Here is a 19,526-nt window from a genome sequence, read left to right on the forward strand (position 1 = left end):
TTGCCCTTCAGCGCATCCTCGCCTGCCGATTTACCGGGCGCGGCCAGTCATGGTGCGCAAAGTCCCCAGAGCGGCGCGCAGGGCTTCGTCCACGCCCTGTTCGACCTCGTCGCGCACCGGAACGGCAGTTTCCACCGGCATGTCGGCCAGGACGGAGACGGGCCGGCCCATGCGCTTGCGCTGGGCAAGGCCCTGCTCCAGCCGCTGGGTCAGTTCCGCCAGCGAAAGATGCGCGATGGGAGCGGGTCTCGCCCGCGCGGGCTGCGCCATCTCCGCAGGATCGGCATCGACGGCTTCCCGGCCGGTTTCGGCGCTGCTTTCCGGCGAAAATGCCTGTTGAAGGCGCGCGAAGGCCGTTTCCTCCGTCATCTTCTCCGGCGCGCCGGAAATGGCGAGACCGCCGGACGGGGCGGCCTGCGCCTCCTCCTCGGCTGGCGGCGCGGTGCGGGTAAAGATGTCGAGGCCGCCAAAGTCGCGGCTGGCGAAGATCGGCGCACGTGCCGGCGCGTCGGGATGCGAGTCGCTCCGGCGCAGCGCCGGACCCGTTTTGCTCCGGCCGCGGGACAGCCAGTTCAGCTTCGACAATGCAAAACCCATTTCACTCACTCCTGCGGCGCCGCTTTCGCGCCCTTGCTTGTCATGCGTCAGCAGAGCGACGCGCCTTTCCCTTTGCCCCGCCCAGGCCAGACCCAGGACCATGACGGCGCCAAATCCCGCGAACAGCAGCCGGGCCTTCGGCCCCAGTGGCGGCGCGGCGGCCGGTATGGCTTCGCTGAGGCCGCTCGATGCCACGACCGTCTCGACCAGCCCGACCGGCAAGGAGAAGAGGAGCAGCCCGGCGCCCAGAGCGGCCAGCAGCGCCTTTGCCCAATTGCTCTTGCGCCCGCTCATTTCTTCACGCCGCCGCCCGCACCCGCTCCGGGCGCGTCAGCAATTGCCGGTAGACAGGTTCGTAGCGAAGAATGTTTGACGACCAGTTACGCTCCCGCTCCACGAAGGCGCGCGCCACCGCACGCCGTTCGTCCCAGAAGCCGCGATCCGCGAACATCCCGGCCAGCGCGGCGGCAAGGGCTGGCGGATCGTCGGGCGCGAACAGCGTGCCGGTGACGCCATGTTCGATCAGTTCGCGATGGCCGCCGACGCTGGACGCGGCGACCAGCCGGCCCTGCGCCATGGCCTCCAGCGGCTTCAGCGGCGTCACCAGATCGGTAAGGCGCATCGATTTGCGCGGATAGGCGAGGATATCGACCTGCGCATAATAATCCTCGACCTGATCGTGCGGCACGCGTCCGACGAAGACGATATGGTCGGCAAAGGGAGAGGCCATGGCCTGGTCGCGCAGCGCCTGTTCACGCGGCCCGCCGCCGACCAGCAGCAGCTTCGCCTTCGGACGGGCGCGCACCAGTTTCGGCAGCGCGGCGATGAGATCGTCCAGCCCCTCATAATCGTAGAAGCTGCCGATGAAACCGACGACGTCGGCGCCATCCAGCCCCAGTTTCGCGGTCAGCGCGGGATCGCGGGGGACGGGCGTGCCGAACTGGTCCATGTCGACCCCATTGGGCGAGACGATGATCTTGGCGGCATCGATGCCCCGCGCCACCAGATCGCCGCGCAGCCCTTCGCAGATCACCGCGACCGCATCGGCGGTGCGGACGGCATGGGTTTCCAGTTGCCGGGTCAGCCAGTAGCGGGGGCTGCCCTCCGTCCCGGTGCCGTTGCCCACCGCCGCATCCTCCCAGAAGGCGCGGATTTCGTAGATCATGGGGATATTGTGCCGCTTCGCCACCTTCTGCGCGGCGATAGCGTTCAGCACCGGCGAATGGGCGTGGATGATGTCGGGCCGCCACTGGCGCACCAGCGCATCGATGGCGTCGGCATGGGCGGAAATATCGCGCCATTCGCGCAGCAGCGCATGGGCGCCGGTCGATTCGCCCGGCGTGCGATGGAAATGCAGGCCGTCAACCATCTCCTCCAGCGGACCCGGCGCGGCGTGGCGATGGCCGGTGATGCCGCGCACCTCCCACCCCTTTGCCTGTTGCGCCCGCAGGATCGCGCGGGTGCGGAAGGTATATCCACTGTGCATGGGCAGGCTGTGGTCCAGCACATGAAGAATCCGGGGATCTGGCAGAATCCGTGTCATGGCCCTGAGTCTTGCCGGAAAAGGTTTAACGGGCCGTCAACTCTGTTGGGTTAGGGGTGGGATGGTTCAGGCTTCAGTACGAGGTGCTCCTGCGAAGGCAGGAGTCCAGTTCTGCCGTCTGGACCGGGCTCTCGCGAGCCGCTCGTCTCACTCGAGTGCCTTCGCAGGAGCAGTTTGCAGATAATGGATGGCCCGCAACACACGCGATGATCGACGCCCTTTCCCTTCTCATCAGCCATGGCGTCATCCTGCTGGCGGCCTGGCGGCTGCTGTCGCGGCCTGACCTGGATCGCGACCCGTCCGACCCGCGAGCGGAGGGCGGCGATGCGTGACCTGTTCTTCGTCGCCTTCCTGGGCGCCTTCTTCCTGGCCGGATTCCGGCGGCCTTTCCTGCTGATCGCGGTCTATGCCTATATCGACATCGTCTCGCCCCAGCGGCTTTCCTATTTCCTGCTGAACAGCATTCCCATTTCCTTCATCGCCTTCGTGCTGGCGGTGGGAGCGTGGATATTGGTCGACGACAAGAAGGATTGCCGCCTGTCAGCGCGGCAGTTCATCCTGCTGCTGTTGCTCGCCTGGTGCGGCTATACCACGGCGACCGCGGACTTCCCGATCAACGCCGCGACCAAATGGGGCTGGGTGTGGAAGGCGATGCTGTTCGCCATCTTCCTGCCCGTCACCCTGCGCACTCGCCTGCGAATCGAGGCGCTGGCCCTGTTCATGGTACTCTGCGCCAGCACGATCATCATCAATGGCGGCATGAAGACGGCATTGTCGGGAGGCGGCTATGGCGTGCTGAACCTGATGGTCGACAATAATAGCGGCCTCTACGAAGGCAGCATCATCTCGACCGTGGCCATTTCGCTGATCCCGCTGATCCTCTGGCTGTCCCGGCATGGCACCGTCTTCCCGCCCGACTGGCGGGTGAAGCTGTTCGCCTATGCACTCTGCTTCGCCTGCCTGCTGATGCCCCTGGGCACGGAGGCGCGCACCGGCATTGTCTGCATCGCCATCCTGGCGGGGCTGATGCTGATGCGGTCGAAGCGGCGTTTCCTCTATGGCCCATTGATGGCTGTCGCGGCGCTGGCGGCCATCCCCTTCCTGCCCGCCAGCTTCACGCAGCGCATGTCGACGATCGAGAATCACAGCCAGGACGAAAGCGCCTCGACCCGCCTGGCCGTGTGGAAATGGACGCTGGACTATGTGCGTGAGCATCCGGGCGGCGGCGGCTTCGACAATTATCTGCAGAACAAATTCACCTATGTCATGCAGGAGCGGGTGATCGACGCTGCCGGTTCGCGCATGGAAAACCGCATCATCACCGATCATGGCCGCGCCTATCACAGCGCCTATTTCGAGATGTTGGGCGAGCAGGGCTATTTCGGCTTCTTCCTGTGGGCGCTGCTGCATCTGACCTGCTTCATCCGCACCGAGGCGATCCGGCGCCTGTACCGAACGCGGGAAGGCGATGAGGCATGGGTATCGCCCTTCGCGCTCGCGCTGCAGCAGGGGCATGTCATCTACATGGTGGGATCGCTGTTCGTAGGCATCGCCTACCAGCCCTTCATCTTCATGATGCTGTCGCTGCAGATCGGCCTCGACACCTATTTGACCCGGAAACGCAAGTTGGCCGCGCGCCAGCCGTTATTTCCCGCAACGGCAGTCGCGCAGGGGAGTCCCGCATGAAGGGCGAGTTGAAGATATTGGGAGTGGCGCATGGGCTGCTGCTGGGACTGGTGCTCGCCGCGCCGCTGATCATGCCGTCCCTGCTGCCCTGGAGCGCGGAGGCCCTGTTCATCGTCGCCGCCTTCCAGTTGCGGCTGGCGGACCGGCGGTGGGAAACCCGCGCGGGATTGCGGGGCTGGATCAGCCATATCCGCATGGCGCCCCTGCGGCTGATGCCCTGGGCCGGGATCGCGGCTGTCGCGCTCTTCGCCGGACTGGAGCAGGGCCGCCTTGCCATGGCCATTCTGGTCGCCATCGCCATGGGCGAATTGCTGATCTATCCGGTCGTCGCCAATCTGCTCGGCCGCCTGCCGCGTCGTGGCCTGGCCGGAGCGATCCTGCTGCTGCTGATCGGCTGCGGCCTGGCGGAGCCCGCCCAGGCTGCTCGCTTCGCCATGGCCTTTGCGCTGGGCATAGGCGGCTGCGTCTTCTGGTTGCGCGGTCCGGATGGGGAGCCGGGCGCGACATTGATGGCGCTGGGCGGAACGATCTTCACGACGGCGGCCGCGCTGCTGGTGCCAGTGGCGCAGGCCGTCGCGATCCCTGCCGCGATCCTCTGCCTGACGCTGACCCTCGCCCATTTGTCGGTGATGCGCCGGCATCCCCAGCACTGGCAACTGTCCGGCGGCATGCGGTTCAGGCGGCTTTAGCCGGCGGCATAGGGGGGGCGCGCTTTGTCCTCCGCCCCCGCATGGCGCTTCGCGGAACGAAGCGATCGACGGCGGGTTTCGGAAAATCATGCCGTCTGTTTCCGTCGTCCATGCCAATGACAGCCTGCCTGGCATCACGCGCCGGGCCGCGAAAAGGGGATGGGCCTATTTCGACGCGGGCGGCAAGCGCATCACCAATCGGGAAGAGATCGACCGGCTGAACGCCATCGCCATGCCGCCCGCCTATCGCGACTGCTGGTTCTGCCCCCACCCGCACGGCCATATCCAGGCGACCGGCTATGACGACCGGGGCCGGAAGCAATATCGATACCATGTCGATTTCCGCGCCGCGCGGGAGGCGGAGAAATATGCCGGCTGCCCGGCGTTCGGCCGCGCCCTGCCCAAGCTGCGCGCGCGGATCGAGGCCGACCTGTCCAGGCGCGGACTGCGCAAGGAAAAGACGCTGGCCGCCGTCGTCCGCCTGCTCGACCTGGCCAAGGTGCGCGTCGGCAATGAACAATATGCCGCCGCGAACAAGAGCTTCGGCGCGACCACGCTGCGCCGCCGCCATGTCGACCTGCGCGGCCAGGCGCTGCGCCTGCGATATCGCGCCAAATCGGGGCGGGAGCATGAGCTGACGATCACCGATCGCCGGCTCGTCCGCTTCGTTCGCGCGATGCAGGACCTTCCGGGACAGCATCTCTTCCAATATCTGGATGAGGAAGGGATCGCCCGGCCGATCACCTCCAGCGACGTCAACGCCTATATATCGGAGGCGATGGGCAGCGATTTCACCGCCAAGCATTTCCGCACCTGGGGCGCCTCCGTCATTGCGTTCGAGACGCTGGCGGCGGGCGACGTGTCACTCGGGCAGATGATAGAGCCGGTCGCCGCGGCCCTGGGCAATACCCCGGCGATCAGCCGCAAAAGCTATATCCACCCTGCGCTGATCGCACTTTGCCGCGATGGACAGGATGTCTGGCGACAGGGGCTTCGCCTGCCGCGCGCAACCCGCTATCTGTCCCGCTACGAACGCGGACTGATCGTCTTTCTGGAAGAGGCTGGCGGAACGACCGCCCTTCCGATAGCGGCTTGATCCGCGGGCCCGAACGCAAGGATTTTCATGGCTGCCGAAAAAGACACCGCCACGCTGCCGCAGATCGACGTCCGCCCGCCCAACCTCGGCGAGATGTGGCATTCGACTGTTCACTGGTTTTCGCTCCACTATCCGCAGATCCTGATCGCCATCGGCGCGGGGGTGATCGTCTACAGCCTGCTGACGGTGCTGCGCGGCGTCGGTGGGCGGTTGAAAGGGCATCCGGGCGACACGCTGGGCCTTGCCAATGTGGTGGGCCGCGCCTTTGCCCGCACGACCCATTTCTTCATGGTGATGGTCGCCGCGCGGCTGGTGGTGAGCTATGCCAGGCCGCCGGAGATGGTGCTCAAGACCATCGCCTTCCTCTTCACCATCGCCGCCGTCTTCCAATGCGCGATCTGGGCGCGCGAGATCATATTGGGCCTGGTGGAACGGCGCACCTCGGCGGACGAGGGCCAGAGCCTGGCCAATGCCATGGGCCTGATCCGCGTGCTGGTGACCTTTGCCCTGTTCGCCATCGCGCTGATCGTCGTGCTGGACAATCTGGGGGTCAATGTCACCGGCCTGGTCGCGGGCCTTGGCATCGGCGGCATCGCCATCGGCCTTGCGGCGCAGGGCATATTTTCCGACCTGTTCGCCGCGCTGTCGATCATCTTCGACAAGCCGTTCCGGCTGGGCGAGGTCATCACCTATGACCAGACCACCGCCCGCGTGGAGCGCATTGGCCTTAAAAGCACCCATCTGCGCGCGATGAGCGGCGAGAAGAAGGTGATATCCAACGCCAACCTGCTCCAGAAGGAGATCACCAGCCTCCAGACGCTGGCGCAGCGGCGGGTGAGTTTCGCCATCGGCATCATCTACCAGACGCCGGAGGACAAGGCCGAGGCCATACCCGCCATGTTGAAGGAGATCGTCGAAGCGGAAGGGCATGTTTTCGTCAATGCAGGCCTGGTCAGCTTCGGCGCCAGTTCGCTCGACTATCAGCTCAATTTCGACGTGCCCGACCCGGACACCCATGATTATTTCGGGTCACGGCACAGCGTGGGCCTGGCGATATGGAAGCGTTTCAACGCGGAGGGGATCGAGTTTGCCTATCCGACGCAGACCAGCTTCACGGCGGCGCCGGACGGCCGCGCGATCATGCCCTATCCGGAGGTGCAGCCGGTGGTCCGCGTCGACCAGCCGCAGCGTGGCGCCCAGGGCTGACTCGCCCGACCGCATATCCGACTCGCTCTGCCTGCTCCCCCTTGCCCGGCGCGTCGGCGGGAGTCAGTCGGGGAGCGCCCTGAACGGATAATTCGGAACAGTCATGAAAAAGATCTGCCTGCTGACCGCCGCCGCGCTCGCCTTCGCCCCCGCCGCCCATGCCGAGGGGATCGGCGCCGAACTCAACTATGGGCGCGCCGACGGGCATTGGGGAACGGAAATCGGCGCCGGCTATGCCATGGATATTGGCGGCTTCAGCCTGACGCCGGGCGGCGGCGTCTATCTGCGCGACGGTGACACGAAGCTCTACGGCCGCGTGGAGGCAAGCTACTCCCTCCCCGCCTCCGCCACCATCGGCGCTGGCGTACGCTTCAGCAGCGACAATGTGCGGCCCTATGCGACGCTTGCCATGCCGCTGATCCCCAAGCTGCGCGCCAAGGCCAATGTAGGACCGAAATATTATGCGCTGGGGCTGACGCTGGGCTATTGATATCGGCGTCGGGCTGCCGCGAAGGTCCGACGATCGCTTGGAAATCGCTCTAGATCTCGCCCCACAGGTTGCCCGGCCATAGCTGCCCCTCGCGCAGTTCCAGTCCCCCTTCCCGGTCCTTCGCCAGCAGCAGCGCGCCATCGAGGTCGATCCAGTCCGCCCCCTGCGCGACCAGCGCGGCGGGAGCGATGCCCAGCGACGTGCCCAGCATGCAGCCGACCATCACCCGGAATCCCCGCGCCCGCGCCTCCCGCGACAGGGCCAGGGCCTCGGTCAGCCCGCCCGCCTTGTCGAGCTTGATATTCACCGCGTCGAAATCGCCCAGCCGGTCGAGGTCGGCCCGTGTGTGGCAACTCTCATCCGCGCAGAGCGGCAGCGGCGAACGGACCCCTGCCAACCGTTCCTCCCGACCATGGAAGACCGGCTGCTCGACCATCTCCACCCCCAGTTCCGCCAGGGCCCGCGCGTCGTCCGCGATATCGAGATCATGCCAGCTCTCATTGGCATCGACGATCAGCCGCACCGCTGGCGCCCCTGCACGCACGGCGGCTATGCGCGCCCGGTCGCCATCCCCGGTCAGCTTGCATTTGAGCAGGCCGAAACCGCGCGCCGCCGCTTCGCGCGCGTCCGACTCCATCTTTTCCGGATCGCCCAGGCTGATGGTGAAGGCGGTGGGCAGCGGGCCGGGCTTCTCCACGCCGGCGAGTTGCCACACCGGTACATCGGCGCGCTTCGCCTCCAGATCCCACAGCGCGCAGTCCAGCGCATTGCGGGCGGCCCCGCGCGGCATCGTCTCCAGCAACGCCTCCCGCTCCAGAGGCCCTGCATAGGCCTGGATCGCCGCGGCGCAGCCTTCCGCCGTCTCCCCCTCATAATAGATCGCCGTGCCCTCGCCTCTTCCGACATGCGTGCCATCGCCCACCGTGCAGACGACCACATCCACCGATGTCTTCGCCCCACGGCTGATGATGAAGGCCCCCGCAACCGGCCAGCGTTCAACAGTCGCGGATATGATGCGGGTCATCGGCGTTCCCTATGCTGGCAAATATACGGGTCTATGCGAACGGTCTATCCCGCCGCATAACCAGTCTCCACCCGCAGATAAAGGACAGGCGCACCCGTGACCTCCAGAGAATTGACCGGAATCCTGTCCCTCGGCGATGCCGACGCATCGGCGTCCCGACGGCGGCCGTCGGATGCGCTGGGCGACTGGGCCTGGCGCATCGGTTTCGGCGCGATCAGCTGGCCCTGGCTGCTGGCCAGCCTGTCGGGCGGGCGCAAGGCGGACAAGCGCGCGCTGCTCGACGAGCTTGGCCTGCCCCATGACGCGCTGCCGCATCTGGGTAGCTGGAAGGCCGATGTCGGCTTCCTGCGCCATATCGTCCGGGAAATCGCGGAGCTGCGGCCCGCCCATGTCGTGGAACTGGGAGCGGGCGCATCGACGCTCATCGCGGCGCGCGCCCTGGCGCTGCATGGCGGGGGTCGGCTGACCAGCTTTGACCAGCATGACGGCTTCGTGCAGGCGACCCGCAACTGGCTGGCCGATCACGGACTGACCGCCGATCTGCGCCATGCGCCGCTGGCCGTGGAGAGGGAAGACTGGCCGGGCCGCTGGTACGACATCGACAGCCTGCCCGAGAGGATCGACCTGCTGATCATCGACGGGCCGCCCTGGGCAGTGCATCCGATGGTGCGCGGCGCGGCGGACAGCCTGTTCTCCCGGCTTTCTCCGGGCGCCGTGGTGTTGCTGGACGACGCGGCGCGTCCCGGCGAACGACTCGTCGCCCGGCGCTGGCGCAAGCGTTGGCCGCATATCGAATTCCGGCTGAGGCATGACGGAACCAAGGGGACGCTGGTGGGCCGGCGCCGCGACCCATCCCTCCCGGTCGCGAACGATAATGACCATCACCGCCTTTGGCGCCATCTGGGCCGGGCAGCGGGCATCGTCGCCCTGATCGCCACGGGCTGGATTGCGCGCGGCGAACTGGGCGAATTCCCGCAACCCGCGCAGGCCTCCGCCTTCCTGGACGAGGCCGCCGCATCCCACCGCACGGGGCTGCTGCGCCAAAGCATGACATCCCAGGTGGAAAGCGCCACGCTCAATCCCGCCGAAATCCAGCATTCGACCGGTATCGTCCTGCCGCCGCTGCCCGCCAGTTGGCATGTCCAAGACGTGCAGCTTTATCCCACGCCCGACAGCCCGGCCATCGCCGTTTCGATCACCACGCCGCAGGGGGAGCAGCTCTCCTTCTTCGCGGACCGGGCCGAAACCCCGGCGGAGGCGCGCCCGCTGCTCGCCCGGCGCGCAGATGACGTCATCGCCTATTGGGAGGCGGGCGACATGGCCTATGCCCTGACCGGCCGCGCCGGGCCGCAGCGCATCATGACGCTGGCGGCGGAGATCGCGCCCGCAAGCTAGCGGTCTTTCGATGCCGCATTTCCCGAGCCGGCGACCGTAACCGGTCAACTTGAAAATGCTCCGGGGCGCATCGCCAGAAAGGGTCGGATTTCGAATCCGGGAATGTTCCCTTTCCCGCGAAATCCCTTTAGAGCCCGGCGTCATGCAGGATGTGGAACAGCCATCGCCGCGCGCCGGGACGCGCCCCCCACTGGGCAGCCTGTCGATGATCTGGCGCTTCGCCAGACGCTATCCCGGCCGCATCGCGGGGGCGCTCTTCGCCCTTCTCGTCTCGTCCGCCGCCACGCTGGCGATCCCGAGCGGGTTCCGGCTGGTGATCGACCGCGGCTTCATGGGCGGGGGCGACATCAGCCGCTGGTTCGAATATCTGTTCCTGATCGTCGCGATCCTGGCGCTGGCCACGGCCGCCCGCTTCTACTTCGTGTCCTGGCTGGGGGAGCGCGTCGTCGCCGACATCCGGTCCGCCACCCAGGCCAATCTGCTGCGTCAGGAACCTCGTTTCTTCGAGGAAAACCGACCGTCCGAAATCGCATCGCGCATGACCGCCGACACCGCGATCATCGACCAGGTGGTGGGATCGACCGTGTCGATCGCGCTGCGCAACGTGGTGACGGGCATCGGCGGCCTCATCTATCTCTTCGCGCTGGCGCCCAAGCTTGCCGGGCTGCTGCTGCTTGGCATTCCCGTCATATTGGTCGCGATCATCGGCCTTGGCCGCCGCGTGCGGGCCCTGTCGCGGGCAAGCCAGGATCGGCTGGCCGAAGTCGGCAGCGTCACGTCGGAAACGCTGGGCGCGATGAAGATCGTGCAGGCCTTCGGCCAGGAGGGGCGGGAAGCGGCGCGGTTCGACAGCACGGTCGAGGCCGGCTTTGCCACCGCGCGCCGCCGGATCGCGCTGCGCGCGGCGATGACGGCGATCGTCATCGCGCTGGTCTTCGGGTCGATCACGGCGGTCATGTGGCAGGGTGCGCTGGACGTTGCCGACGGGAAGCTGTCCGGGGGCAGCATCGCCGCCTTCGTCCTGACAGGCGGCCTGGTCGCGGGCGCTTTCGGTGCGCTGTCGGAAACCTGGGGCGACCTGCTGCGCGGCGCGGGTGCCGCCGGGCGGCTGCATGAGTTGATGGGCGCGACCCCACAGATCACCGCTCCGACGCGGCCCGTGCCGGTGCCGCGGACCGAACATGGCGCGCATCTTCAGTTCGAGGACGTGCATTTCCGCTATCCCACCCGCCCCGACCAGGCGGCCCTGCACGGCATTTCGGTCGACATCGCGCCGGGCGAGACCGTTGCGATCGTCGGCCCCTCCGGCGCGGGGAAATCGACCCTGATCCAGTTGGCGCTGCGCTTCTACGATCCCGATTCGGGCGTGATCCGGCTGAACGGCGTGCCGCTGCCCCAGGCCGATCCGGCGGAAGTGCGCGGCATGATGGCCATGGTGCCGCAGGAAAGCATCCTCTTCGCCGCCTCCGCACGCGACAATCTGCGCTACGGGCGATGGGATGCCAGCGACGAGGATATCTGGGCAGCGGCCCGTGCCGCCAATGCGGAGGGTTTCCTGCGCGCCCTGCCGCAGGGTCTGGACAGCTTTCTGGGTGAAGGAGGCGCGCGCCTTTCCGGCGGCCAGCGCCAGCGGCTGTCGATCGCCCGCGCCCTGCTGCGCGATGCGCCGATCCTGCTGCTGGACGAAGCGACATCCGCCCTCGACGCCGAATCGGAGCGGCTGGTGCAGGACGCGCTGGGACGGTTGATGCAGGGTCGCACCACCATCGTCATCGCCCACCGGCTGGCCACCGTCAGAGCCGCCGACCGCATCCTGGTGCTGGATGAGGGGCGGCTGGTCGAACAGGGCGACCATGCCACGCTGATGCAGCAGAAGGGGCTCTATGCGCGGCTGGCCAATCTGCAGTTTCAGGATGTTGCCGCCAGCTGAGGGGCGTGGCGGTCAGTGCGTGCGGCTGGTAACGTTCGCGGTGCCGTCGGCCTGGATCTCGATCAGATGGGCCGTGCCGTCATTGCACTCGGCCTTCCAGCCCTTGACGCCGGGCCGGACTTCCGTGCGCTCCGATCGGGTGACCGTGGGGCAAGCCGCCCCCGACGCGCGCACGGCCCGTTCCAGCACGCCGTTGCGCTGGGCCTCGTCAAGCTTCGCGACGGCCGCAGCGGCGCCGGTTTCTGGCGTTTCCCGGCGATCGACGGCCGTGATCCGGTCGCTGCTATCGCCGCAGGCGATCAGGGTGAACACCCCCGCCAGCACCATCCATGTGCGCATGATTATCCTTTCGCTTGAGCGGCAAACCCGTCCGTCGCCCGGATGAGCGCGTCCAATATGCCGGGTTCGTTGAATGCGTGGCCCGCCCCTTCGATCATTTCGAAGCGCGCCTGCGGCCAGGCCCGGTGCAGCGCCCAGGCGGTTTCGGCGGGACAGGCCATGTCATAGCGGCCCTGCACGATGACGCCGGGGATGCCCGCCAGTTTTCCGGCGTCGCGGATGAGCTGGCCTTCCTCCAGCCAGCCGCCATGGACGAAATAATGATTTTCGATCCGCGCGAAGGCGAGCGCGAAATCATCGGCCTCATGCGTGGCGGACAGCGTCGCGTCGGGCATCAGGCGGATGGTTTCGCCTTCCCAGACACTCCACGCCTTGGCCGCGGCGATCTGCCGCAACCGATCGTCGCCGGTCAGGATGCGGCGATAGGCGTGGAGCAGGTCGCCGCGTTCCGATTCCGGGATGGGCGCGACGAAGCGTTCCCATTTGTCCGGATAGATGCGGCTCGCGCCCTGCTGATAATACCAGTCGATCTCCTGCCTGCGGATGGTGAAGATGCCGCGCAGCACCAGTTCGGTGACGCGTTCGGCGTGGCTCTGGGTATAGGCCAGGGCCAGCGTCGAACCCCAGCTTCCGCCGAAGACCAGCCATTGGTCGACCCCCATCATCTGCCGCAGGCGTTCGATATCGGCGACCAGATGCCAGGTACTGTTCGCCTCCAGCTCCGCATGGGGCGTCGAGCGACCGCAGCCGCGCTGGTCGAAAAGAAGGACATCGTAGCGTTCCGGATCGAACAGGCGGCGGTGATCGGGCGATATGCCGCCGCCCGGCCCGCCATGCAGGAAGACGGCGGGCTTTGCGCCCGGCGTTCCCGCCCGCTCCCAATAGATGCGGTGGCCATCACCGACGTCGAGATATCCTGAAGCAAAGGGTTCCAAGGCGGGATAAAGCGTGCGCATGCACCAATGTGTAGAAAGTCTGGCGGCCAATGCAATCGACGGACGCGCGATCCGCTTCGATCGGCGACGCTTGAGTGGCGACGAAGCCCGGTGCATCTTTCGCGCGATTCATACAGGAGGGATTCCGATGCGTTCCACCCTTGCGCTTGTCTGCGCTGGCCTTGTCTTCGCTTGCGCTCCCGCTGCCCTGGCGAAGGCACCCGATTTTGCCGCCGCCATTGCCGATCCCGGGCGCCCCGCAGAGGCAAAGGCGCTGGACGAGGGACGCAAGCCGGCCGAAACGCTTGCCTTCCTTGGCCTGAAGCCGGGCATGAAGGCTGCGGACATCGTGACGGGTTCCGGCTATTGGGCGGAGATCATGGCCGATGTCGTCGGTCCGAAGGGGAAGGTGACGGGCTTTCAACCCAGCCAGTTCACGGCCGATGCCGAAAGCCTTCAGAAATGGCAAAAGCTGCAGGCCCGTCGACCCGAAGTGCGGTGGGTCAGCTATCCTTTCGAAGCTTTCACCGCGCCGGCCGGCAGCTTCGACTTCACCATCCTCAACCTCAATTATCACGACCTTTACTGGCAGTCCCAGGAGATGGGCATTCCCGTCGCCGATCCGGCCGCCTTCGTCACGGCGCTCTACGCGGCGACGAAGCCGGGCGGGATCGTCGGCGTGATCGATCATGTCGGACCGGCGGGCGACACCCGGGCGATCGTCGACAAGCTGCACAGGATCGATCCGGCGGTGGTGAAGGCCGACTTCACCAAGGCCGGCTTCGTGCTGGAGGCGGAAAGCCCGTTGCTGGCCAATCCGCAGGACGACCACAGCAAGCCCGTGTTTGATCCCGCCATCCGCGGCAAGACCGATCGCTTCCTCTTCCGCTTTCGCAAGCCGAAATAAGGATCGTTCGAACGCGGGAGGCCGGAAACGGAAGAAGCGGTCGGTGGTGCTGGGCGCGCCATCCCGCTGCGGGGCGCGTAGCGGCCATGGGCGCCCCGACGGCCCAGCCCCCGCCGCGGCGACCTCATGAAGGCGGGCGTCATGGATCCGGCATCCTATTCCATGACGCTTTCCGACCGGCGGTGCGACGCCGGATTACATTTTGCGACAAATCTTTACAGGCGTTGCCAGAGTCTTGCGACAACTCCCCCCTAGAGGGAGGGCATTCAGGTTCCAATCCCAGGGGGTCATAGTGCGCCGTTCCTTCGCCTGCTTTCTGCTTCCATTGATGATGAGCGCGGCGCCGGAGGCGCTGATGGCGCAGACGGAGGGCCCCAAAGGCCCGGCCGGGCAGATGGACGATGCCGATGAGATCGTCGTCACCGGCCAGCCCCAACGCGGCGCCGTGGTCGGCAATATCAAGCCGGAGCAGCAGCTTTCCCCGGCCGATGTGCGTGCCCTGGGCGTCACGTCCATATCGGAGATGATCACGGAATTGTCGCCCCAGACCAACGGAACGCCGGTAGTGCTGCTGAACGGCAAGCGCATCTCCAGCTTTTCGGAGATTCAGGACATCCCGTCCGAAGCGGTGGCGCGCGTCGACATCCTGCCCGAAGAAGTCGCGCTCAGCTATGGCTATGCGCCGACGCAGAAGGTGGTGAACATCGTGCTGCGCCAGCGGTTCCGCGCCGAGACGGTGGACCTGCGCGCGGGCACGACGACGCAGGGGGGAGGCGACAACGGCTCCGCGGAAGGGGCCGTGCTGCGCATCCGGGGCGACAATCGCTTCACCCTGGACATGCAGTACAAGACCGCCGCATCGTTGCTGGAGAGCGAACGCGGCGTGGTGCCGACCGTGCAGGGCGATCGGGCCAATCAATTGTCCGGCATCGGCGCGTTTCTGGTGGGCGAGAATGGCATGACCGGCGGCGAGCTGGCGCATCATCGCACGCTCAGCCCGGCGACCGAGAGCTTTGCCACCAATGCGACCCTGGCCCGCGCGCTGGGCAAGATATCCATGTCCCTCAACGGACGACTGGAACTGTCCGACAGCGACAGCCTGCAGGGGTTTCAAGCAGCACAGTTCGACCTGGCCGCCGGCAATCCCTTTTCACCCCTGTCCACGCCGACGAGTTTCTATCGCTACCTGCGGCAGGCGGGCGATCTGGGGCAACAGATCAGGGGCACGACGGGCCATGTCGGCCTGACGTTGAACGGCCTGTTGGGAGGCGGCTGGCAATGGTCCTTCACCGCCAATGGAGACTATTCCAACACCCGCACTGCGACGGATCGAGGCGTGGGCACGGCGGCGATCCAGAACGCGATCGACGCGGGGGCAGACCCCTTTGGCAGCTTCTCCGCCGACCTGCTGTCGACGCGCCTGATCGACCGGGCAAGGGCGGAATCGAAAGCGGTGCAAGGCGACCTGCTGCTGTCGGGTCCGCTGTTCGACCTGCCGGCCGGGGCGGTGACGACATCCGTTCGGGTGGGCGGCTCGGCCAATGGCTTTGACAGCTGGTCGACCCGTTCGGGCGGGGAGCGCGACAACAGCTACAGCCGCGAAATCGGCAGCGGACAGATCAGCCTGGACGTGCCGATCACCAGCCGGACGAAGGGCGTGCTGGGCGCAATCGGCGACATCGGCGTCAATGTGAATGCGGCGGCCCAGCATTATTCCGACTTCGGCACGCTGTCGACACTGGGCTACGGCATGCGCTGGCGGCCGGTGCCCGCCGTGCAGTTGCTGATGTCGGCCAATCAGGATCGCGCCGCACCCACGGGCCAGCAGATCACCGATCCGCTGATCTCCACGCCCAACGTGTCGGTGTTCGACTATGCGACCGGACAGACCGTGTTCGTGACGCAACTGAGCGGCGGCAATGCCGCGCTCCGGGAGAGCGTGCGCGACCAGTTCCGCCTGAGCGCCACCATCAAGCCGTTCGACAAGCCCAATCTGACCCTCACCGCGACCTATACCAACAGCCGGACCACCAACCCGATCTCGGCATTCCCGACGCCGACCCCGGCGATCGAGGCCGCCTTTCCGCAGCGTTTCCTGCGTGACGAGGACGGCAATCTGGTGCAGATCGATGCACGGCCCGTCAATTATCTGCGTTCGCAGAGCGAGCAGCTGCGCTGGGGCTTCGATCTTTCCATTCCGCTGAAGTCGCATATCCAGAAGGTGGTGGAAGCGTGGCGGGCCGCGGGCGCCAAGCCGGAGGAGCGGCCCAAGGAACTGCAGGATCTGCGTGGATTGTTCGGCAATCGCGGACCGGGGGGTGGTGCCGGAGGGCCTCCTCCTGGACCGGGTGGTGGCGACCAGCCGCGGGGTGATGGCGATCGCGGCGGACCGGGCAGCCAGGGCGGAGGCTTTGGCGGCGGGCCGCGAGGACCGGGCGGCGGCTTTGGCGGACCTGGCGGTTTCGGCGGCGGACGGGGCGGCGGAGGCGGAGGGCGGCTCAGCTTCAGCCTCTACCACAGCTGGCATTTCAACGAGCACATCCTGATCGCGCCCGGCGTGCCGGAACTCGACCTGCTCAATGGGGGTGCCACCGGATCGTCGGGCGGACAGCCCCGGCATGAGCTGAATGCGCGGGCCGGCTATACCAATAACGGCCTGGGCGCACGGTTGAGCGTGGATTGGCAGAGCGGCACCCATGTCGATGGGGCGCTGGGCGGAACGGCTGGTGGCGCATCCCGGCTGGATTTCAGCAGCCTGGCGACGGTGGACCTGCGCCTGTTTGCAAATCTGGGGCAGATGCCCTCGCTGGTGAAGAACCATCCCTTCCTGCGCGGTGCGCGCGTTTCGATCGGCATCGACAATCTGTTCAACCAGCGGCAGAGCGTCACCGATGCAAGCGGCAACACGCCGGTCCGCTACCAGCCGGGATATATGGACCCGACGGGCCGTGCAGTGACGATCAGCTTTCGCAAGCTGTTCTTCTGAGGAAACCGGCCGCGGCTTTTATCGGTGCCGCCATCGGGTCGGTGTTGCCGAAGCGAGGCTGCGGTCGCGACAGAGCGATCTTCGCGGGTCGGGGGGAAGCGCGATCAGGCGATTTCCCGGCATATCCACAAGCTGAAGCGCGTGATTATTCGCCGAGTCGGATGATGTGATCCAGAATGGCGGGGTGCAGCGGCCGTTCGAAGACGCATCCCGATTCATGCGCCCTGGTCCACAGCACGCGCGCGCGGCGGCCTTCAAAGCCGGGCAACATGATCCACAGATCATCGTCGGCTGTCAATTTCATGAAGCTTTTCAGGCGGAAGCCGACTTCGGAGACATCCGCGATGTGGCTCTTGAACCAGGTCTCGCCCGGTCGCCGCACCCGAACGGCGATAAGCGCCGTGCGGCGATCTGCGAGACGCGCGTTGCCGCTATAGGGTTTTGTCTGAACTCTGACGCCCATGATCCAATGCCGATTTGACCATCAGCATCATCGCCTGTCACGGTGAAGAAAGCATTAAGCCGCATCTGGCGCGGCAAAAATAAGGGGCCGCCGAAGCAGCCCCGTTCAAGGTTGCGCATCTCGCGCCCGATTGCGTCACCCCAGCCCGCGCCCGGAAACGGGAAGTCGAACATTCCCGGCCAGACAGCGGCGGCGTTTTCGCGCCCTGGGAGCACATGGACATCCGATGATCCAGCGGATGCCCGCCATGCGCTCCTTACGATGCGCATTCCTGATTTCGAGCCGGGTTCCGGCACAGCCGGACCCGGCACGAAGGCCTTAGAACATGACGGCCTTAGAAATTGCCGTACTGTTCGTTGCCGACGAAGCCCAGCTTCGTCACGCCGGCGCGTTTGATCTCCGCCAGCACTTCATCAACGACCACATAGCGCGTGGCCGCGTTCGGCTGGAACTGCAGTTCCGGCTCGACCGGCAACCGCAGCGACTGCTGCAGATACTGACGCAGGGTCAGCAGGTCGATCGCAGAACCGTTCCAGGTGATGATGCCGCTGGGATCGATCGCCACCTTGTTCTTGACAGGGTCGATGACGCTGTCAGTCGGCGGGGCGTTCTGCGGCAGGTCGATCTTGACCGCGTGGGTCTGGATCGGGATGGTGATGATGAACATGATGAGGAGAACGAGCATGACGTCGATCAACGGCGTCGTGTTCATTTCCACCATCGGTTCGCCATCGTCTCTTCCGGCACTCATTGCCATGGCGATACTCCTAGAGCATTTTCAGTGATGGCCGTTGACGGCCATCCGATTTGAAAATGCAGCACAAAGGGCTGTAACTTAAAGCCGCTGCGTATGCGAACCCGGCTCGGGCTCGGATATGAAGCCGACTTTCGGGAAACCGGCGCGCTGCATCGTGTAGATGGTGCCGCCGATGCACCGATAGGGAACGTTGATGTCGCCGCGGATATGCACTTCGGGCAGATCCTCCGGCGTCAGGTTTTCAACGCCGCCCGCCTTCTTGATGTCCGCCTCAAGCTTCGCGACCGCGCGGTCGAGCAGCTCGCTGGACGTTACGCGGGTCATGTTCCAGTAGACCGCACAGCTACCGTCGGAACCCTGCGTAACTGACAGGGACACGTTTTCCGGTTTTGTCGTCGTCGGCTCGAACGCGACCTTGGGGAGCTGCAGCTGAACCGTCTGGACGACGACCGGGACCGCGATGAGAAAGATGATGAGCAACACCAGCATGACGTCGACGAGCGGCGTCGTGTTGATGTCGGACATCGGCTTGTCTTCACCGCCGTCAGAGCCAACACTCATTGCCATTGATTATTTCCTAACATGCTTGTCGATGGTGCCCCGGCAATCCGGGGCCCACGTCCGATAAGGGGATCCGAGCGTCACAGCGCCGCCGACCCCCTTGCCGGCATCTCAGCCTATCAGGCCTTGGTCGGCGCGGCGGCCGGCTTGGCAGCCGGAGCGGCCGGGGCAGCGGCGATTGCGGGCTTCACGGCGCCGTTCGACACCAGATAGGCCAGCAGGTCGACGGTGAAGCCGGCGAGCTGTTCCTGGATCGACTTGTTGCGGCGCTGCAGGAAGTTGTAGGCGAGCACCGCGGGAACGGCCACGGCCAGACCCAGGGCGGTCATGATCAGAGCTTCACCGACCGGGCCGGCAACGGCGTCGATCGAGGCCTGACCGGCAGCACCGATCTTGATCAGCGCGCGGTAGATGCCGATAACCGTACCGAACAGACCGATGAACGGCGAGGTCGAACCGACGGTCGCGAGGAACGCGAGGCCACCGTTCAGCTTCGAGTTGATCGCCGCTTCCGAACGGGCCAGCGAGCCGTGCAGCCAGTCATGGGCTTCGACCGGGTCGGTCAGCTTGGTGTGTTCTTCCTGCGCCTTGATGCCGTCATCTACGATCTGCTTGTAGGCGGAGTTCTTTTCCAGCTTGGCGGTGCCTTCCTTCAGGCTGGCGGCGCGCCAGAAGGTCGCACGCACCTTCTTGCCCTGGTTGATCACCTTCTGCTGTTCGATCAGCTTGGTGAAGAGAATATAGAAGGTGCCGACCGACATACCGCAAAGGATGATGAAAACGGTCCAGGCGATGGTGCCGCCCTGCTGGAGCGCCTCCATCAGGCCATAGGGGTTCTCCGACTTCGGCGCAGCGGCCGCAGCGATAGACATCAACATGTTCAAGACTTCCCTCTCAAAGGATCAATAACAAGGGGAAGGCG

At 65.9% G+C, this 19,526-nt stretch carries 19 protein-coding genes; 10 read left to right on the forward strand and 9 right to left on the reverse strand.

Annotated elements, in window-relative coordinates; translation table 11 throughout:
- Nucleotides 1-30: 30 nt before the first annotated feature.
- Together MRBLMC3_RS18245 and MRBLMC3_RS18250 are read right to left on the reverse strand one after the other, a co-directional pair.
- Complete coding sequence (locus MRBLMC3_RS18245; RefSeq protein WP_363831085.1) at nucleotides 31-891, reverse strand: hypothetical protein; 861 nt, start codon at nucleotides 889-891, stop codon at nucleotides 31-33.
- Nucleotides 892-895: 4 nt separating this feature from the next.
- Nucleotides 896-2,140 carry a TIGR04063 family PEP-CTERM/XrtA system glycosyltransferase gene (locus MRBLMC3_RS18250; protein WP_363831087.1) on the reverse strand — a complete coding sequence of 415 codons (1,245 nt, stop codon included), beginning with the start codon at nucleotides 2,138-2,140 and terminating at the stop codon, nucleotides 896-898.
- 206 nt (nucleotides 2,141-2,346) lie between these two features.
- Between MRBLMC3_RS18250 and MRBLMC3_RS18255 the strand changes: the two genes are divergently transcribed.
- From MRBLMC3_RS18255 to MRBLMC3_RS18280, 6 genes are all read left to right on the forward strand, one after another.
- The gene (locus MRBLMC3_RS18255) at nucleotides 2,347-2,472 is read left to right on the forward strand and encodes a hypothetical protein (protein ID WP_363738930.1); all 126 of its coding nucleotides are present in this window, start codon (nucleotides 2,347-2,349) and stop codon (nucleotides 2,470-2,472) included.
- Nucleotides 2,465-3,826 (forward strand): putative O-glycosylation ligase, exosortase A system-associated, encoded by a 1,362-nt coding sequence (locus MRBLMC3_RS18260; protein ID WP_363738928.1) that lies wholly within the window; start codon nucleotides 2,465-2,467, stop codon nucleotides 3,824-3,826. Before MRBLMC3_RS18255 ends, MRBLMC3_RS18260 begins: the two co-directional genes overlap by 8 nt.
- Complete coding sequence (locus tag MRBLMC3_RS18265) at nucleotides 3,823-4,515, forward strand: hypothetical protein (protein ID WP_363738926.1); 693 nt, start codon at nucleotides 3,823-3,825, stop codon at nucleotides 4,513-4,515. Before MRBLMC3_RS18260 ends, MRBLMC3_RS18265 begins: the two co-directional genes overlap by 4 nt.
- A gap of 88 nt (nucleotides 4,516-4,603) precedes the next feature.
- Nucleotides 4,604-5,611: a DNA topoisomerase IB gene (locus MRBLMC3_RS18270; protein ID WP_363831090.1), complete on the forward strand. Its 1,008-nt coding sequence runs from the start codon at nucleotides 4,604-4,606 to the stop codon at nucleotides 5,609-5,611.
- 27 nt (nucleotides 5,612-5,638) lie between these two features.
- Complete coding sequence (locus tag MRBLMC3_RS18275) at nucleotides 5,639-6,817, forward strand: mechanosensitive ion channel family protein (protein ID WP_363755701.1); 1,179 nt, start codon at nucleotides 5,639-5,641, stop codon at nucleotides 6,815-6,817.
- A gap of 103 nt (nucleotides 6,818-6,920) precedes the next feature.
- Entirely contained in the window at nucleotides 6,921-7,307 is a 387-nt protein-coding gene (locus MRBLMC3_RS18280; protein ID WP_363831093.1) for a hypothetical protein, read from the forward strand.
- 49 nt (nucleotides 7,308-7,356) lie between these two features.
- Here MRBLMC3_RS18280 and dgcA read toward each other — a convergent pair whose 3' ends face one another.
- Complete coding sequence (dgcA, locus tag MRBLMC3_RS18285; RefSeq protein WP_363831096.1) at nucleotides 7,357-8,331, reverse strand: N-acetyl-D-Glu racemase DgcA; 975 nt, start codon at nucleotides 8,329-8,331, stop codon at nucleotides 7,357-7,359.
- A gap of 96 nt (nucleotides 8,332-8,427) precedes the next feature.
- Here dgcA and MRBLMC3_RS18290 point away from each other — a divergent pair, with 96 nt between their 5' ends.
- Together MRBLMC3_RS18290 and MRBLMC3_RS18295 are read left to right on the forward strand one after the other, a co-directional pair.
- Nucleotides 8,428-9,726 (forward strand): class I SAM-dependent methyltransferase, encoded by a 1,299-nt coding sequence (locus tag MRBLMC3_RS18290; protein ID WP_363831099.1) that lies wholly within the window; start codon nucleotides 8,428-8,430, stop codon nucleotides 9,724-9,726.
- Between the two features lie 142 nt (nucleotides 9,727-9,868).
- Entirely contained in the window at nucleotides 9,869-11,656 is a 1,788-nt protein-coding gene (locus MRBLMC3_RS18295) for an ABC transporter transmembrane domain-containing protein (RefSeq protein ID WP_363755693.1), read from the forward strand.
- Nucleotides 11,657-11,668: 12 nt separating this feature from the next.
- Here MRBLMC3_RS18295 and MRBLMC3_RS18300 read toward each other — a convergent pair whose 3' ends face one another.
- Nucleotides 11,669-11,995 (reverse strand): hypothetical protein, encoded by a 327-nt coding sequence (locus MRBLMC3_RS18300; protein WP_363738913.1) that lies wholly within the window; start codon nucleotides 11,993-11,995, stop codon nucleotides 11,669-11,671.
- Between the two features lie 2 nt (nucleotides 11,996-11,997).
- Entirely contained in the window at nucleotides 11,998-12,951 is a 954-nt protein-coding gene (gene pip / locus MRBLMC3_RS18305) for a prolyl aminopeptidase (RefSeq protein ID WP_363831102.1), read from the reverse strand.
- Between the two features lie 127 nt (nucleotides 12,952-13,078).
- Between pip and MRBLMC3_RS18310 the strand changes: the two genes are divergently transcribed.
- Together MRBLMC3_RS18310 and MRBLMC3_RS18315 are read left to right on the forward strand one after the other, a co-directional pair.
- A complete protein-coding gene (locus MRBLMC3_RS18310) occupies nucleotides 13,079-13,837 on the forward strand; it encodes a class I SAM-dependent methyltransferase (protein ID WP_363831104.1) in 759 nt (252 codons plus the stop codon).
- Nucleotides 13,838-14,129: 292 nt separating this feature from the next.
- On the forward strand, nucleotides 14,130-16,823 hold the full coding sequence (locus MRBLMC3_RS18315) for a TonB-dependent receptor (protein ID WP_363831107.1): 2,694 nt from the start codon (nucleotides 14,130-14,132) through the stop codon (nucleotides 16,821-16,823).
- Nucleotides 16,824-16,968: 145 nt separating this feature from the next.
- On the opposite strand, the gene MRBLMC3_RS18320 is transcribed toward MRBLMC3_RS18315, so the two are convergent.
- From MRBLMC3_RS18320 to MRBLMC3_RS18335, 4 genes are all read right to left on the reverse strand, one after another.
- Complete coding sequence (locus MRBLMC3_RS18320) at nucleotides 16,969-17,286, reverse strand: PilZ domain-containing protein (RefSeq protein WP_363738905.1); 318 nt, start codon at nucleotides 17,284-17,286, stop codon at nucleotides 16,969-16,971.
- A gap of 334 nt (nucleotides 17,287-17,620) precedes the next feature.
- Complete coding sequence (locus MRBLMC3_RS18325) at nucleotides 17,621-18,043, reverse strand: ExbD/TolR family protein (RefSeq protein ID WP_013848753.1); 423 nt, start codon at nucleotides 18,041-18,043, stop codon at nucleotides 17,621-17,623.
- 78 nt (nucleotides 18,044-18,121) lie between these two features.
- A complete protein-coding gene (locus MRBLMC3_RS18330) occupies nucleotides 18,122-18,610 on the reverse strand; it encodes an ExbD/TolR family protein (protein ID WP_363738902.1) in 489 nt (162 codons plus the stop codon).
- Nucleotides 18,611-18,723: 113 nt separating this feature from the next.
- On the reverse strand, nucleotides 18,724-19,482 hold the full coding sequence (locus MRBLMC3_RS18335; RefSeq protein WP_133653477.1) for a MotA/TolQ/ExbB proton channel family protein: 759 nt from the start codon (nucleotides 19,480-19,482) through the stop codon (nucleotides 18,724-18,726).
- Nucleotides 19,483-19,526 lie beyond the last annotated feature (44 nt).

The organism is Sphingobium sp. LMC3-1-1.1 (assembly GCF_040676285.1).
In the GTDB taxonomy this organism is placed as follows: Bacteria; Pseudomonadota; Alphaproteobacteria; order Sphingomonadales; family Sphingomonadaceae; genus Sphingobium.

What these genes read in the sequence shown, in the direction of transcription:
- MRBLMC3_RS18245 (WP_363831085.1), bottom strand. Translation starts at nt 891, where the DNA reads ATGAGCGGGCGCAAGAGCAATTGGGCAAAGGCGCTGCTGGCCGCTCTG.
- MRBLMC3_RS18250 (WP_363831087.1), bottom strand. Translation starts at nt 2,140, where the DNA reads ATGACACGGATTCTGCCAGATCCCCGGATTCTTCATGTGCTGGACCAC.
- MRBLMC3_RS18255 (WP_363738930.1), top strand. Translation starts at nt 2,347, where the DNA reads ATGATCGACGCCCTTTCCCTTCTCATCAGCCATGGCGTCATCCTGCTG.
- MRBLMC3_RS18260 (WP_363738928.1), top strand. Translation starts at nt 2,465, where the DNA reads ATGCGTGACCTGTTCTTCGTCGCCTTCCTGGGCGCCTTCTTCCTGGCC.
- MRBLMC3_RS18265 (WP_363738926.1), top strand. Translation starts at nt 3,823, where the DNA reads ATGAAGGGCGAGTTGAAGATATTGGGAGTGGCGCATGGGCTGCTGCTG.
- MRBLMC3_RS18270 (WP_363831090.1), top strand. Translation starts at nt 4,604, where the DNA reads ATGCCGTCTGTTTCCGTCGTCCATGCCAATGACAGCCTGCCTGGCATC.
- MRBLMC3_RS18275 (WP_363755701.1), top strand. Translation starts at nt 5,639, where the DNA reads ATGGCTGCCGAAAAAGACACCGCCACGCTGCCGCAGATCGACGTCCGC.
- MRBLMC3_RS18280 (WP_363831093.1), top strand. Translation starts at nt 6,921, where the DNA reads ATGAAAAAGATCTGCCTGCTGACCGCCGCCGCGCTCGCCTTCGCCCCC.
- dgcA (WP_363831096.1), bottom strand. Translation starts at nt 8,331, where the DNA reads ATGACCCGCATCATATCCGCGACTGTTGAACGCTGGCCGGTTGCGGGG.
- MRBLMC3_RS18295 (WP_363755693.1), top strand. Translation starts at nt 9,869, where the DNA reads ATGCAGGATGTGGAACAGCCATCGCCGCGCGCCGGGACGCGCCCCCCA.
- MRBLMC3_RS18300 (WP_363738913.1), bottom strand. Translation starts at nt 11,995, where the DNA reads ATGCGCACATGGATGGTGCTGGCGGGGGTGTTCACCCTGATCGCCTGC.
- pip (WP_363831102.1), bottom strand. Translation starts at nt 12,951, where the DNA reads ATGCGCACGCTTTATCCCGCCTTGGAACCCTTTGCTTCAGGATATCTC.
- MRBLMC3_RS18310 (WP_363831104.1), top strand. Translation starts at nt 13,079, where the DNA reads ATGCGTTCCACCCTTGCGCTTGTCTGCGCTGGCCTTGTCTTCGCTTGC.
- MRBLMC3_RS18320 (WP_363738905.1), bottom strand. Translation starts at nt 17,286, where the DNA reads ATGGGCGTCAGAGTTCAGACAAAACCCTATAGCGGCAACGCGCGTCTC.
- MRBLMC3_RS18325 (WP_013848753.1), bottom strand. Translation starts at nt 18,043, where the DNA reads ATGGCAATGAGTGCCGGAAGAGACGATGGCGAACCGATGGTGGAAATG.
- MRBLMC3_RS18330 (WP_363738902.1), bottom strand. Translation starts at nt 18,610, where the DNA reads ATGGCAATGAGTGTTGGCTCTGACGGCGGTGAAGACAAGCCGATGTCC.
- MRBLMC3_RS18335 (WP_133653477.1), bottom strand. Translation starts at nt 19,482, where the DNA reads ATGTTGATGTCTATCGCTGCGGCCGCTGCGCCGAAGTCGGAGAACCCC.